At 68.1% G+C, this 15,427-nt stretch carries 8 protein-coding genes; 3 read left to right on the plus strand and 5 right to left on the minus strand.

Annotated elements, in window-relative coordinates:
- Positions 1 to 146 precede the first annotated feature (146 nt).
- On the plus strand, positions 147 to 2,342 hold the full coding sequence (locus G6039_RS17895) for an MMPL family transporter (protein WP_029544152.1): 2,196 nt from the start codon (positions 147 to 149) through the stop codon (positions 2,340 to 2,342).
- Positions 2,343 to 3,217: 875 nt separating this feature from the next.
- Positions 3,218 to 3,502 (plus strand): chorismate mutase, encoded by a 285-nt coding sequence (locus G6039_RS17900; protein ID WP_029544154.1) that lies wholly within the window; start codon positions 3,218 to 3,220, stop codon positions 3,500 to 3,502.
- Between the two features lie 767 nt (positions 3,503 to 4,269).
- On the opposite strand, the gene G6039_RS17905 is transcribed toward G6039_RS17900, so the two are convergent.
- Positions 4,270 to 7,098 carry a helix-turn-helix transcriptional regulator gene (locus tag G6039_RS17905; RefSeq protein WP_080688616.1) on the minus strand — a complete coding sequence of 943 codons (2,829 nt, stop codon included), beginning with the start codon at positions 7,096 to 7,098 and terminating at the stop codon, positions 4,270 to 4,272.
- Positions 7,099 to 8,954: 1,856 nt separating this feature from the next.
- A complete protein-coding gene (locus G6039_RS31290; RefSeq protein ID WP_306430601.1) occupies positions 8,955 to 9,467 on the minus strand; it encodes a transposase in 513 nt (170 codons plus the stop codon).
- 431 nt (positions 9,468 to 9,898) lie between these two features.
- Here G6039_RS31290 and G6039_RS17915 point away from each other — a divergent pair, with 431 nt between their 5' ends.
- Positions 9,899 to 10,126, plus strand: a complete 228-nt coding sequence (locus G6039_RS17915; protein WP_006933441.1) for a hypothetical protein — start codon at positions 9,899 to 9,901, stop codon at positions 10,124 to 10,126.
- 52 nt (positions 10,127 to 10,178) lie between these two features.
- Here G6039_RS17915 and dnaE read toward each other — a convergent pair whose 3' ends face one another.
- The 3 genes from dnaE to G6039_RS17930 all read right to left on the minus strand — a co-directional run bounded on the left by dnaE (position 10,179) and on the right by G6039_RS17930 (position 15,350).
- Positions 10,179 to 13,715, minus strand: a complete 3,537-nt coding sequence (gene dnaE, locus G6039_RS17920) for a DNA polymerase III subunit alpha (RefSeq protein WP_043801910.1) — start codon at positions 13,713 to 13,715, stop codon at positions 10,179 to 10,181.
- 101 nt (positions 13,716 to 13,816) lie between these two features.
- On the minus strand, positions 13,817 to 14,740 hold the full coding sequence (rarD, locus tag G6039_RS17925; protein ID WP_006933438.1) for an EamA family transporter RarD: 924 nt from the start codon (positions 14,738 to 14,740) through the stop codon (positions 13,817 to 13,819).
- A gap of 46 nt (positions 14,741 to 14,786) precedes the next feature.
- Positions 14,787 to 15,350: a LemA family protein gene (locus G6039_RS17930; protein WP_043801901.1), complete on the minus strand. Its 564-nt coding sequence runs from the start codon at positions 15,348 to 15,350 to the stop codon at positions 14,787 to 14,789.
- Between the last annotated feature and the right edge of the window lie 77 nt (positions 15,351 to 15,427).

Raw genomic sequence — 15,427 nt, forward strand, 5'->3', positions numbered from 1 at the left:
CCGGGTCGCAACGCCCTCGCCATGGTGCAGACTGCGGCGCTCACGGCGGCGCCGGTAAACGCGACGACGAGCCGCGACACGCGGCATCGGAGGAACAACAGCTCACCACCGCGCATGGCAAACGATCGCGAAGGAGCGACGACGTCATGGTGACACGGCTCGCCACCCTCATCGTCGACCGTCCCCGCCGGGTTCTCGCCGGCGCCCTGGCCTTCCTGGTGCTCGCCGGTGTGTTCGGCACGGGTGTCTCCGCCGAGCTGAAGGTCGGCGGTTTCGACGACCCCGACTCGGAATCGTCTCTGGCCGAGGCCTTCCTCGACGAGCGCTTCGGCGGCTCCACACCCAACCTGGTGTTGCAGGTCACCGCCCGCGCCGGCGATGTGAACAGCCCCGAGGTGATGGCCGCGGCGCAGCGGCTCGAGCGGCGGATCGCGGCGGAGCCGGAGGTGACCGAGGTCGGCTCCTACTGGACCACGCGGCTGCCGGATCTGCGCAGCACCGACGGCCGGTCCGGGCTGGTGCTGCTGCACGTCGGCGGCACCGCGGAACAGGCCGCCCGGCACACCACGACGATCCTCGCGGAGCTGCCCGAGGACCCGGCGGTGCGGGTGGCGGCCGGGGGCAAGCTGGGGCTGACCGACGCCCTCGAGACCCACGTGGCGCAGGACCTGAAGCTGGCCGAATCGATCGCGCTGCCCGCGACGCTGCTGCTGCTGATCATCGTGTTCGGCAGCGTGGTGGCCGCGCTGCTGCCGCTGAGCCTGGGCGTGGCCTCGATTCTGGCGACGATGCTGGTGCTGTTCGTGCTGGCCCAGGTCACCGACGTGTCCGTCTACGCGCTGACCGTGGCCACGGCATTCGGGCTCGGCCTCGCCATCGACTTCGGGCTGCTGCTGGTGTCCCGGTTCCGCGAGGAGCGGGCCGCCGGGCATCCACCACGGGAAGCGGTGATCGAGTCGGTCGCGACGGCCGGCCGCACCATCCTGTTCAGCGCGGCCACCGTGACGGTGGCGATGGGCGGGATGCTCGTGTTCCCCATCTACTTCCTGCGGTCGGTCGGGTTCGCGGCGATGGCGGTGGTGGTGACGGCGGCCGTGAGCGCAGTGGTGGTGCTGCCGGCGATTCTGGCACTGCTCGGTGGGCGAATCGACTCGTTGGCGGTGCGGCGCCGACGCGACCGGCTGGCGGCGGATTCGCCGTTCTGGCGTCGCACCGCGGCGGCGGTGACGCGCCGACCGGTGCGCGCCGCGCTGCCGGTGCTGATGCTGTTGCTACTGATGGGCCTTCCGGTCCTGCACGCCCGGTTCGCGACCCCGGACGAGCGAGCGCTGCCGGTCGATTCGGCCGCGCGTCAGGTCACCACCGCGATCCGGGACGACTATGCCGCCGACAGCTCGGACGCAGCGATCTTGGTGGCGCGCAACGACGCGGCGGCGCTCGAGCGGGTGGCCCGCGAGGTGTCCGCGCTCGACGAGGTGGCCCGGGTGGACGGCGCCTTCGGCCGCTACCAACACGGGATGCTGGTGGCCGGTCCGGGACCGCAGAGCGCGCGCTTCACCGCCGACGATGCCGGGTACGTGCTGGTCGAACCGACGGTGGACGCGCAATCGGAACCGGCCCAGGACCTGGTGCACGAGATCCGGGCGCTGCCGGCGGTGGCCGAGAACCGCGTTGCCGTCGGCGGCCCGACGGCGACGCTGATCGACAGCAATTCCGCGATCGCCGGCCGTCTGCCGTCGGCACTCGCACTGCTGGCCGTGTCGACCTTCGTGCTGTTGTTCCTATTCACCGGAAGCATGATCGTGCCGATCAAGGCGCTGCTGCTCAACGTGTTCGTGCTCATCGCGGTGATCGGCGCGATGGTGTGGCTGTTCCAGGACGGGCACCTGGCCGCGATCACCGGCGTGACGCCCGCACCGCTGAACATCGGCATGGTGGTGCTGCTGTGCTGCATCGCGTTCAGCCTGTCGGTGGACTACGAGATCTTCCTGCTCAGCCGGATCAAGGAGGCGCGCGACGGCGGGGCGGGCACCACCGAGGCGACCATCGAGGGCCTGGGTCGCGTCGGGCGGATCGTGAGCAGCGCCGCCGCCCTGCTCACCGTGACCTTGCTGTCCTTCTCGACCGGGCTGTCGTTCATGCAGATGTTCGGGATCGGCACCGCGCTCGCCGTGCTGATGGACGCCACACTGGTGCGCGGTGTGCTGGTGCCGGCGTTCATGCGGGTGGCCGGCGAGTTCAACTGGTGGGCACCGGGACCGCTGCGCCGACTGCACGCGCGGATCGGGGTGCGCGAGTCCCCGAGGTCGTCCGCTCCCGCAGGGTCGCGGCCAGGCAGCTGAACGTTCGGGTCGGCTGCGGCGTGCACGGGCTGCGCCACCAGCGGGGGCTGTCCAGCGGCAGCGTGCCGAACAGCGTCCCCATCACGATGGGCCAGGCTGTCCGTGTGCCGCCGCGGGATTTCGCAGTCCGGGCACGCGAGCCGGGAGGACAGCGCGGTGGCGACCTGGTGTTCGACCACGGTGTCCTGCACCGCGGCGAACAGGTGCTCGGCCCAAACATCGCGGTCGAGGGTTTTCCCCGTCGCCGGTCACCGTGCCCATGCCGAATGATGTTCTCCACGTCAACCACTCGTGCCGGGTGCAACACCCGCCGAAACACACCACGAGAAGAACACCTTGGACAAGAAAGTGTTTCGCGCAGCGATGGCCGTTCCCGAGGCGATCCATCCCGTCAGGCTCGGCCCGCTTGCTCCCGCATCCGCGCCGTTGTTCAGCGTGCCGGTCGTGGGCGCCGTCCCGCCCGACGTGGCGAGGTTGCCGCGGAAACAGGAGTCGACTACTCGTTACCGCCACGCGGTGAAGTGCGACGGCTTCGTCAAGGATGCTCTCCCCATACCCGATATGAGACCGGCAAGTGCGTCGCAGAATGCGCCGATGAAGCGAGGCCTTCATGATCGAGGACGCAGCGATCACCGAAGCCACGAGACGGTTCACCCCCGGCTCGTCGCCGAACAGGCTCGCCCGGCAACGTGCCCGCCATCGCCCGGTCCGGCCGCCGACTGCACGATCCGTCCCGTCCCCACCCGTGACCCTTTCCCTCGGTGTGGAGATTTGCACCCGTCGGTACTTCGTGGAATCCATGGTGTCGGTCTCGGTTCCACGGTGAACCGCCGACAACCACCGACCTGATACGCGATAGTTGCCAGGAGCTGGAGATGAACCCACTCGCGTTCCCCCAATCGGACGAGCGATCGATCACAATCGAGTTCGACGAGCTGCACAACGAGATCGACCACATCGACGCGGAAATTCTCGCGGCGGTCGTCCGGCGCACGGAACTCTCTCGGAGAGTTACCGCGGTCGAGCGGGCCTGCGGCGTCACCGGCACCCCGTACAAGCGCGACCTCGCGGTGATCCACCGCTTCGGAGTGCTCGGTAAGGAAGGCCACTCGCTCGGCAGCCTGCTGATCCGGCTGGCGCATCCGCGCAACCACCGCTGAACTTGCCACCCCAAACCCGACAAGAGGAGGACTTCCGATGAGAAACATCCGACTCAGAAACATCCGACGTGCCGGGTCGGTGGCAGCGGCAGCGGCGCTCGGTCTGCTGGCAGTCGGCACTGCGTCCGCGACCCCGCCGGTCGCCACACCCGAACCCGGCGGGGTCATCCGCATGGACCTGGCACCAGGGGAAACGTGGGAGTGCGAGGGATGGAGTCTCGAGCCGCCGTACCTACAAGTGGTCCCGGACTTCGACAAATTCGAGACCGGACCGAACCCGATCTTCTTCCGATACACACCCGGTACCCGAGCGTTCATCCAGTGCATCGGCACGGGTGCACCGTACTACTACGTCGGCCCAATCGTGACCGCCATCCCATAAGTTCGCGCACGCACTGTCAGCTTCGCTGATGGCCGGCTGCAGCGGATGATCTCGCCGCTCGTGCTCATCGATGTCCTCGATGAGCACGAGGCCCGGTTCTTCGGCCAGATCGGTGCCGCCGCCCTCGCGACCTACCAGCCCGGTACCGCAGGAACGGTGAGAGCGGCGCCCCTGCCCGAGGTGGCTGACGAGCTGACCCAGTGGGGTGTCTCGAGAAGGACGAGGTCCGTGCAGGTCGAAGGGCCGGAGCCGGTAGCGCGAAGCCGGGGCCGTCCCCCGCCTGGAATCGGGTGCTGTCCCGGCAACCGCGTCGCCAGGGGAGGCAGTCGAAGCGCCCTTGACGACGACCACGGGCGGGGGGATCGCGTACAGCGCCCGGCGGTGATCACACGCAGTCCTTCACGCTGTCCCGGAAGGAGTTGGCGAGCTGCGTCCGGGAGCGGACACCAACCTTGCGATAAACCCGTCCCAGGTGCATCTCGATCGTCTTGACACTGAGGAACAGCTGCGTGGCGATCTCACGGTTCGTGCCACCGTTTGCAGCAAGCTGGGCCACCTCCAACTCCTGTGCGGTGAGCGCGTCGGCAACGCTTCCACTTCGCGCCTTGGCTGGTTGCCCGGCGGCGGTGAGTTCGGTGGCCGTCCGCGCCGCCCACAGGCGAGCCCCAATGCGCTCGAACCCGTCGAGTGAGCAACGAAGATGCTCGCGCGCGTCGCGCCGACGACCCGCCCGACGGAGCCGTTCGCCATAGCACAATCGCGTGCGGGCCGCATCGAACGGCGACGGGCACCGAGCGTGGAAGGCGACTGCCCGCGAAAAGAACTCGTCGTAATCCCCATCGCCAGCTACCAACGCCATAGCCCGCCAGATCAAAGCACTGAGCGCCGGAGGCAGCGTCAATCCTGCGAATCCCCCCAGCTGATCTCGCATTGTGGCGCTGATGTCCGCACCGACCCGAACGTAGGCCTCGATGAGATCCAGGGACGAGACTCGCACCACCATCGGGTCGCGTACATCCGGCTCCGGGCCTCGATTGACCTCTTCGAGGTATGGAATCGCCCGATCGGGTCGGTTCAGGCTCAGCTCGAGCAGGCCCAATCCCTCCAGCGCCACGTGATGCATCACGCCCAAGCGGGTGACCTCACGCTGTCGCAGCGATTCCGCAGCATGAGCACGGCATGACTGTTCGTCACCAACTTGCGCTTCGAGCAGCGCAAGGCAGCCCAGCGCCGGACACAGCGTGAAGACGTCACCGATACCGGCCGCCAGTTCGGCCGCCTCCGCAGCCGCGGACCGGCCCGACTGCAGCCGTCCTCGCCTACTGTCGGCGAGCGCTGCAACATGCAGCGCCAGCGGTAGATGGCCCAGCGCGCCGCTGCGCCGTAGCTGATGAAGCAACGGATCGAGGAACCCCCGCGGATCGATCTCCTCGCCGTACCAGGTCACACCACTGAGCGCGCCGACAAGGACCCACTCGAGGTCGGGCTCACCTGCCGCAGGCTTCCGGGTCGACGCGGCCGCCTCCCGCATCCACCGCATGCCGTCCGACTCCTGGCCCATCAGTGTCAGAGCGTTCCCGATGACGGTCTTGCTCAGGAGTTGGGTGTTTCCGTCGGCCGGGGAAGCTGAGTGGGCGGCCTCCCGCGCGAGCGCACAGGCGCCCGCGGGATCACCCGCTGCCAGCGCTCCAATGGCAGCCGTGGCCCGCAACGAGGCCGCCCGCGCGGGGTCTACCTCGCTGACCGCAACCGCGCCGGCCTGCCACACCATGCGGGCGACGCTGGCCCGTCCCGTGTGAAGTTCAATTCGACCGCGCATGTCCGCGATGTCGGCATGCAGGACGGGATCGACCGTGTACTCTTCGGACTTCCTCAGCAGTCGCAGCGCAGTGTCAAGCTGTCCCGCGGAGTGCGCCGCGTTCGCGGCGGCACAGAATCGGCGCGCCTTCGAGGGGCCGTCCGTGGAGAGTTCAGCGGCGCGCTCGAGCGCCAGAGCGGCGCCGGCATAGCCGCTGCGTCTCAGCGCATGGTCTGCAGCCTGTTCGAGGGCTCGAGCGGCGGCCTCGTCAGGCCCCAGAGCGGCCTCGGCGAGGTGCCAGGCCCGGCGTTCCGCCTGTGACGGCGCCGTCATGACGGAGGCAACAGTTCGGTGGAGTGCCCGTAATTGGCCCGGTGTCAGATTGGTCAGTACGGCAGTACGCAGCAACGGGTGCACGAAATGAACATCGGCGACCTCGACGGCGACCAGCCCGTTGTTCTCGAGCGATTCCAGCGCGGCACAATCTCCAGGTTCCGCCGCCAGCGCGGCGAGCACCACCTCGAGGCCATCACCGGCGGCGACCGCGGTGATGCGGAGCGCGTGCAGCGATGCACGGTCGAGGGCGGAGATACGCGGGCCGAAGATGCGTGATGCGGCGTTCTCCGCCGAGAATGGCGCTCGGAGCGGGTCGGTGCCGGTCAGCTCAGCGCGGGTGAGGGTGCCGCTGACCTCATGCAATGCCAGTGGGTTGCCTCCGAGTTCCGCGGTAAGCGCGCGCACGACCTCCTCGGCGGGTGCAGCCGCGAATCGGGCGGTGAGCAACTCCGCGGCGGAATCCTCGTCGAGCGCGCCGATGTTCAGCTGCTCGATGTCCGCGAAGCCTCCGACGTCGCGCGTGGCGATCAACAGCACGAGTCCCTCGGCCCGCAGTCGGCGTGCAGTGAAGGCGAGTGCCTCGGCGGTGGAGACATCCAACCATTGCGCGTCATCGACGAGCACGAGAGTCGGGGATCTCTCGGCCGTCGTCGCGAGCAACTGAAATGCCGCCGCGCACACAGCGAAGCGGTCACGGGGTCGTTCCGCGCTGAGCGTGAGCGCGCAGCGCAGGGCGTCCGCCTGAACGGCGGGCAGCGAACCGAGCCGATCAAGGACGGGCGTGAGCAATCGTCCTAGCGCTGCGAACGGGAACATGGTCTCCGCCTCGACCCCGCTCACGGACAACACTTTCAGTGTGCGAGCGCCGTCGCGGGCGTAGCGCAGCAGGCTTGTCTTACCGATCCCAGGATCCCCGGTGATGACGAGCGCGGCGCTCGCCCCCGTCAGGGGTTCCGCCAACAACTGATCAATTCGTGCGCATTCCGGCCGCCGCCCGAAAAGCACATTGGAATCGTTTGGGGTGCCGCTCGAGGCGTCGTCGAACACCCGATTGTGCCGCACCATGGTCGATTCGTGCATTGCTCCTTCTCGCTCCTTTATGAGTTCTAGGAAGTTTTCAAATCGACTCGATCAAGTCGTTCCCGGAGCGTTTTCGGTTCGAGGACTCCACCGGAATGGCAGCACCGTCACGCCAGCCGGATCGGTCCGCAACATCTTGTAGCAGTACATCCTTTCGCGGCCCACGGCCGGATATCCGAGCGGCCGCTCGAGGAGACCGTCATGCACGGATACCGACATCAATTGATGGACTTGTTCGACATAGAGGCCGTTCGGACCTCCACATGGGGCCGTCCACCCAGGTCACGAGCGCGTAACCGACGTCGTCCACGCCTCCCCGATGGCCGTTCATTTGTTCCAAACTGAGATTTGCCTCCTTGTCTATCTTCCGCTCGCTCGACCACCCGGAAACCCACCCTGGGTGGGCAATCGATCCACCCTCGGTGTTCCGTGCGGTCCGGCGCAGTCGCCAGTGAGCGATGTCATCTCTGCCCGATCGTGTGCTGGCGCAGTCGCCACCAACGATTTGCAGCATGTTCATCCAACTCGCGCGTCGTACAATCTTGCAGATTGCGCCGAAAAACGGCGCGCTGTCCGGTGCACTACTCGCGCAGCGGGCGCACCGCTTCTGCCGAGGCGTTCCAGCACTCGATTCGAATTCGAAGATTATCGAGCTCATACATCAGTCAGTGATCGCCGCAACGGACTCCGATTGCACCGCGCGTCTGCTACTTCGTCCGCCGTGGTTGTTGTGCGCTGATCGTGTAGTTACTGCACCACCTGATCGTCTTAGCTCGGGAGACAGTAAGCCCGAGTAGTCGGCTACTCCATTCCCTGAGCTTGATTTTTGACCTGTGCGGTTTACACCGGCCGGTTCCTGCATGTCGGTTCTGACGCGTTTGCCCGCGTGGAAATACGGAGCGGGACGGGTGTTCTTCGAGCCGAAGGGTCGTCCGGGACCGGGCCGGGAGGGTCTCGGCGCACCGGCCGGAGTGGGCATCGTCCGGCAGATGCACCGACACCCGCGACGGACCCGGGCCAGGGTCAGCCGGCCCGGAGGCCGCGGTCGCTCCCAGGGTCGGCGCAGGTCCTCGGCCAGGGGCCGGGCGAGCCGCAGCTGGGCATGCGCCACGATGACGATCCAGGTCCAGCGATCGGCCGTCTCGGGACGGCGGATCGTCGGCGCAGTCCACTCCGACGCCTGCTGGAACTTCTTCGAAGGTGTGCACGAGGAAAGAAGCGGCGCAGAAACATCTGCCACAGTCCGTCGACGTGGTCACCTCCTACGGTGGGGTCCGAGTACCACAGCCATACCGGGGCCGGGTGCCGGTTCCGGGCAGATGGCCGACGGTCAGTGGGATTACCGTGCCCTCGACGATCGGCAGTGCTCCGGGATGCTCGGCCCACACCCCTTGGTGGATGAGCCTCGGGTTCAGCTGATTCCATGCGGAGGCCGTCGCCGTTCCGTACCGGCCGGTGACCGTGCTCGTGGTGGCCGCGGGTGTGGGCCAGCTGCTCAGGTCGGCGAACCGGAACTGCGGGCCGTGCCGGGGTGGCGCCGGTGCGGCCCGGCGGCAGCGCCGGGAAGCACGACACGCGGTCCCCGCGCATTCGGCCCAGGATCCACCCCGGAAGGTCGGTGAGGGCGACCGCCAGCCGAGGCAGGTCGTAACCAGCGTCGAAGATCAGGAGGATGTCCGGGTCACCGTCGCGGTGCTGCCCGGCCGCTCGCAGACGCTCGACCACGCTGCGCACTTGTCTTGCGGTGACGAGTGTTTCATCGTCGTCCGGCTGCAGGCGGACTGCGTCGAACACCGCCGTCCACGAGGTGCGACCCGGCTCGAGCGCGGCGACGAACGAGTACTGCCGGCCGGGGATCAGCTGCGCCCGTCCCGTGCCGCGCCCGTACACGTGGCGGAACGTACGCTGTGGGCTCGTCGGGCATCCGGGCGCGGCCAGGCCCTGACATCGACGGCCAACACGATCGCGCCCTCGCGGTCGCGTGGGATCGACTCGGCGGCAATCATGTTCCGTAGACGATCGATGTCGAATCCGCCCAGGCCGTCGTACAGGGCGCCGTGACCGCGACGGCGTTCGGGTGTCAGGGGCAACTTGACGAGGGTACGGACCGCACCGCCGGAACACAGCACCGCGTCAGTCAACTCGAACAATGCGTCACGACGAGTGGTCAGGCAGTCGTAGAACCGGCCCCGGAACGCCGCCAGGTCGATACGCGTATCGATTGCTCGGCTGCTCGCCGACGGCCCGCACGTCGGGCACACTGATGCCCACGGCCACCATGTGTCCTCGTCTCGGATGTTTCTGTGGAAGGAACCCCAAGATGATCGGGTGGTAACCGTCGCGAGTCGCCGCGACACGCCGAACAACACCGGCCCCTACAGTCGCAGCAGGTCGCCGAGGTGAAGAATCGAGCTCAGAGTGCATCCGAGAACGCTACGAGCCGGTGGCGAGGCATGTGAAGTGTGGGAACAGGTGAACTCCTGGTAAGTCAAGAGTGCTTACGTCACGACCCGACCAAGAGTTCACTGGCCATCATCGCTCATCGCGCCGTGCCCGGCATGCCCCACCCCGGACACGGCCCCCGGACACCAGTGCGCGGTGTACCGTCGTCGTCGCTCACCGACGCCCAGTGGGCGCTGCTCGAGCCGCCCGTGCCGCCGCCGGGCAACATCGACGGCGAGGGCGACGACCCGACCGCCGGGACCCGGCGTCACCGCGCCGATCGGCAATGTTCGGTAGACCGAAAACAAGTCTGCGAGTAGCCTGGCGGACGGGTTCCCCGAGGCGCACGGAGGTCGAGATGACGACGATGGATTCGCCCACCCCCACCCGCCGCCGGCCCGCGTCCGTCGACGTGGCCGGAACCGCATGGCCGCTGTACAAGCTCGAGGCACTCGTCGCGGCCGTCCTGGTCCTCCTGGCGCTGTTCGCGATCACCGCGGATGCGCAGACCGCCGTGCTCACCGCCGCCGCGACCGCCACCGTCGTCTGGTGGGCCCGCCTGCTGCACTACCGCCGCGACACCTGACCGCAGCGACACCCGACCGCAGCGTCGTCCGACTGCAGACACCGTCGGCGGGTCAGGTCGCCAGGCAGGCCGGCCCGAGCAGAGCCTTGAGATCCCCCATCAGCGCCGACGACGGCTCCACCCGCAGGCTGTCGTCCACCTTCAGCACGGTGACCTTGCTGCCGGAGATCAGCCGGACGTGCACGTCCGAGGTACCGGGGTGGCGGGTGAGCACGCTCTTGAGCGCCCCGACCTTGTCGGGGGTGCACAGCCGGGTCGGCATCGACACCGACAGCGGCTTGGCCACCCCGACCTGCGACAGGTCGGGCACGGCGAGATCGTTGGCGATCAACGAGATCCGGTCGTCGCGGATCGACACCCGCGCCTTGACCAGCACCACCGAGTCCTCGACCACGTCCATGCCGTACACCGAGTAGGACTGCGGGAAGAAGAGCACCTCGATGCCGCCGGCGAGATCCTCGAGCTGCGCCGACGCCCAGGTCAGACCGTTCTTGTTGATGCGGCGGTTCACCGACGCGAGGATGCCGCCCACGGTGACCTGGGTGCCGTCCTTGATCGCGCCCTCGAGGATGGTCGGGATCGCGGTGTCCGACTGCTGGGCGAGCACGTGCTCGACGCCGTTGAGCGGATGCCCGGACACGTACAGGCCCAGCATCTCCCGTTCGAGGGCGAGCTTGTGCTTGGTATCCCACTCCTCCTCGGGGATCTTCACGTTGAACACCGAGGTGACCGACTCGTCGGCGTCCGCGCCGCCGAACAGGTCGAACTGCCCGATCGCCTCGGCCTTCTTGGTGCCCATGACCGCGTCGATCGCGTCGGCATGGACCAGCATCAGGCCCTTGCGGGGATGGCCGAGCGAATCGAACCCGCCGGCCTTGATCAGCGACTCGATGACCTTCTTCGAACATGCGAGCGCATCGATCTTGTTGAGGTAGTCGGAGAAGTCGGTGAACCGGCCCTTCTCCTCCCGCGCCCGGATGATGGACGCCACGACGTTGATACCGACGTTGCGCACCGCGCCGAGGCCGAACCGGATGTCCTCCCCCACCGACGCGAAGTCGACCCGCGACTCGTTGACGTCGGGCGGCAGCACGGTGATGCCCATCTTGCGGCAGTCCGACAGGTAGACCGCAGCCTTGTCCTTGTCGTCGCCGACGGACGTGAGCAGGCCCGCCATGTACTCGGCGGGGTAGTTCGCCTTGAGGTACGCCGTCCAGAACGAGACGAGGCCGTACCCGGCGGCGTGCGACTTGTTGAACGCGTATCCGGCGAACGGAAGCACCGTGTCCCACAATGCGGTGATCGCGGGCTGGGAGAAGCCGTTGTCGAGCATGCCCTTCTGGAAGCCGCCGTACGCCTCCTCGAGGATCTCCTTCTTCTTCTTGCCCATGGCTCGCCGTAGCAGGTCTGCCTGTCCGAGCGAGTAACCGGCCACCTTCTGAGCGATCTGCATGATCTGCTCCTGGTAGACGATCAGGCCGTAGGTGTCGGCCAGGATGTCCTTCAGCGGCTCCTCGAGCTCGGGGTGGATCGGCTTGACCTCTTGCCGGCCGTTCTTGCGGTCGGCGTAGTCGTTGTGGGCGTTCATGCCCATCGGGCCGGGCCGGTACAGCGCGAGCACGGCGACGATGTCCTCGAAGCCGGTCGGCTGCATCCGGCGCAGCAGATCGCGCATGGCGCTGCCGTCGAGCTGGAACACGCCCAGGGTGTCGCCGCGGGCCAGCAACTCGTAGGTGGGCGGATCCTCGAGCGGCAGCGTGTCCAGGTCGAGGTCGATGCCGCGGTTGTTCTTGATGTTCTCGATCGCGTCACCGATGACGGTGAGGTTTCGCAGACCGAGGAAGTCCATCTTCAGCAGGCCGATGGCCTCGCACGACGGGTAGTCCCAGCCGGTGATGATCGCGCCGTCCTGCGCCCGCTTCCACAGCGGGATGGCGTCCATCAGCGGCTCGGAGGACATGATCACCGCGCAGGCATGCACGCCGGCGTTGCGGATCAGGCCCTCGAGGCCGAGCGCGGTGTCGTAGATCTTCTTCACGTCCGGGTTGGATTCGATCAGCGCTCGGACCTCGGCGGCCTCCTTGTACCGCTCGTGGTTCGGGTCGGTGATGCCCGACACCGGAATGTCCTTGGCCATGATCGGCGGCGGCAGCGCCTTGGTGATCTGGTCGGCGATCGCGAAGCCCGGCTGGCCGAACTGCACGCGCGCCGAGTCCTTGATCGCGGCCTTCGTCTTGATGGTGCCGAACGTGATCACCTGGGCGACCTTGTCGTTGCCCCACTTCTCGGTCGCGTACCGCACCATCTCGCCGCGGCGGCGATCGTCGAAGTCGATGTCGATATCGGGCATGGACACGCGCTCGGGGTTGAGGAACCGCTCGAACAGCAGGCCGTGCGGGATCGGATCGATGTTCGTGATGCCCATGGCGTAGGCGACGAGCGAACCGGCGGCCGAGCCCCGACCCGGACCGACCCGGATACCCACCTCGCGGGCGTGGTTGATCAGGTCGCCGACGACGAGGAAGTACGCCGGGAAACCCATCTCGCAGATCACGTCGATCTCGTAGTCGGCGCGGCGCAGGTATTCGTCGGGCGCGCCGTTCGGGAAGCGGCGGTCGAGGCCGCGCATGACCTCCTTGCGCAGCCAGCTCGCCTGCGTCTCCCCCTCGGGCACGGGGAAGATCGGCATGCGGTCGCGGTGGGTCCATACCTCCTCGTAGGACTGCACCCGCTCGGCGATGAGCAGCGTGTTGTCGCACGCGCCGGGCACCTCGCCGTCCCACAGCGCCCGCATCTCCGCGGCGGACTTCAGGTAGTAGCCGTCGCCGTCGAACTTGAAGCGGGTCGGATCCGACAGCGTCTTGCCGGTCTGGATGCACAGCAGCGCCTCGTGGTTCTCGGCGGCATCCTTGGTGACGTAGTGGCAGTCGTTGGTGGCCAGCGGCGGGATGCCGAGCGTGCGGCCGATCTCGAGCAGGCCCTCCCGGACGCGGCGCTCGATGGACAGGCCGTGATCCATCAGCTCGAGGAAAAAGTTGTCCTTGCCCCAGATCTCCTGCCACTTCGCGGCCGCCTCGAGCGCCTCGCGGTCGTGGCCGAGACGCAGCCGGGTCTGGATCTCCCCCGACGGGCAGCCGGTGGTCGCGATGATGCCCTCGGCGTGGTGGGCGATGAGGTCCTCGTCCATCCGGGCCCACTTGCCGAGCTGGCCCTCGATGGAGGCGAGCGAGGACAGCTTGAACAGGTTCCGCAGTCCGGTGGCGTTCTCGGCCACCATCGTCATGTGCGTGTACGAGCCGGAACCGGAGACGTCGTCGGACTTCTGGCTCGGATCCCCCCACTGCACGCGCTTGGTGCTGAACCGCGACTCCGGGGCGATGTAGGCCTCGATGCCGATGATCGGCTTGATCCCGAACTTCGTCGCGGCGTTGTAGAACTCGCTGGCGCCGTACATGTTCCCGTGGTCGGTCATCCCGACCGCCGTCATCCCCAGCCGCTCGGCCTCCTTGAACAGGGGACCGACCTTCGCGGCGCCGTCGAGCATCGAGTACTCGGTGTGGTTGTGCAGATGAACGAACGAGTCAGCCACGCGTGCCTCTCCCGGAAGGTCTGTGAGCATCCCGAGTGTAGGCCTCCCCGGCGACGGGATCGGACCGCCACACCGGCGCCGGCGGCGAGTCGTGACCGGTGTTACTCCGGTGTACTCGAGGTGACCGGTTCGAGGCGTCCGCGCGCCGTGCGGGCCCGCAGGACGGCGTCGACGGTGAACACCGCCAGCGCGGTCCAGATCAGCCCGAATCCGATCCACCGCGAGGCGGGCATGTCCTCGTGCAGCACCAGCACGCCCCACGCCATCTGCAGGCCGGGGGTCAGGTACTGCAGCATGCCGAGGGTCACCAGCGGCACCCGCTGGGCGGCCGCCCCGAACAGCAGCAGCGGCAGCGCCGTGACGAGCCCGGCCGACACGAGCAGCAGCGAGTGCCCGGCCCCGTGGCCGGTGAAGGTGCCGGTGCCGGTGACGGCGAGGAAGACCAGGTAGCCCGCCGCGAACGGCACGGCGACGATGCCCTCCCCCGTCAGCGACGTCCGCGGATCGAGCGGCACGATCTTCTTGACCACCCCGTACAGCGCGAACGAGAACGCCAGGGTCAGCGCGATCAGCGGCGGCCGGCCGTAGTCCACGGTGATCACCGCCACCGCGGCGGTCGCCACGAACAGGGCCGCGACCTGGGCGCGGCGCAGGCGCTCCCGGAAGAACAACACCCCGAACAGCACGCTGACCAGCGGGTTGATGAAGTAGCCCAGCGCGGTCTCGACCACCCGGCCCGACACGACGCCGTAGATGTACGTACCCCAGTTGACGGCGATGGCCACCGACGCCGCCGCGACCAGGGCCCACACCCGCACGCCCAGTCCCCGCAGCGAGCCGAGCCGGCCGAGCACGGCGAGCAGCAGCAGCATCGCCAGCAGCGTCCACAGCACCCGGTGGGCGAGGATCTCGACGGGTCCGGCGGGCTCGAGCAGCCCGAAGAACGCCGGGAAGAGTCCCCACGTCAGATAGGCGCCGAGCCCGCACACGATGCCGGCGTCGAAGCGCGATGCGGTGCTGCTCACCGCTCAACGGTAGGGCCCGGTGGCGCGACCGCGCGCGCCGGGTGGATCAGAACGACACGGTCGGCGGCAGTTCCGTGCCCGCCGGAGCGGTGTAGAACTCGCGCTCGCGCACACCCGCCGGTCCCGCGAAGAACATCCACGGGATCGTCTTCAGCGACGTGTTGAGCCGGCCCGCGGCGTCGTTGTAGTACTGGCGGGCGAAGGCGAGCTGGTCCTCGGTCTCGCCGAGCTGGCGCTGCAGATCCAGGAAGTTGGCCGAGGCCTTCAGGTCCGGGTAGTTCTCGGCGACGGCGAGCACGTCGAACACCGCCTTCTCGAGCCGGGCGTCGGCCTGGGCCTTCTCTGCGACCGTGCCGCCGGAAGCCGCCCGCGACGCGGCGGTGCGCGCGGCGGTGACCTCCTCGAGCACGCTCTTCTCGTGCGCCGCGTAGCCGCGCACCGTCGCCACGAGGTTCGGCACCAGGTCCGCGCGCCGGCTCAGTTGCACGTCGATGCCGCCGAGGGCCTCCTGGGCCAGCACGTCGGCGCGGCGCAGCCGGTTGAAGCCGACCACGAACACAGCACCGAGCACCACCACCAGCACGACGACGATCACGATTGCGGTCACCATGGAGCCGCCCTCCTTCCGTAGCCCGGCACCGGTGCGGACGCGCCGGTGCCTCGTTCACTGCGGCGATCGGTCACCAC

This window comes from Rhodococcus aetherivorans (assembly GCF_011058165.1).
GTDB lineage: Bacteria > Actinomycetota > Actinomycetes > Mycobacteriales > Mycobacteriaceae > Rhodococcus > Rhodococcus aetherivorans.

Coding starts and splice junctions, on each gene's coding strand:
- G6039_RS17895 (WP_029544152.1), top strand. CDS start 147: ATGGTGACACGGCTCGCCACCCTCATCGTCGACCGTCCCCGCCGGGTT.
- G6039_RS17900 (WP_029544154.1), top strand. CDS start 3,218: ATGAACCCACTCGCGTTCCCCCAATCGGACGAGCGATCGATCACAATC.
- G6039_RS17905 (WP_080688616.1), bottom strand. CDS start 7,098: ATGCACGAATCGACCATGGTGCGGCACAATCGGGTGTTCGACGACGCC.
- G6039_RS17915 (WP_006933441.1), top strand. CDS start 9,899: ATGACGACGATGGATTCGCCCACCCCCACCCGCCGCCGGCCCGCGTCC.
- G6039_RS17930 (WP_043801901.1), bottom strand. CDS start 15,350: ATGGTGACCGCAATCGTGATCGTCGTCGTGCTGGTGGTGGTGCTCGGT.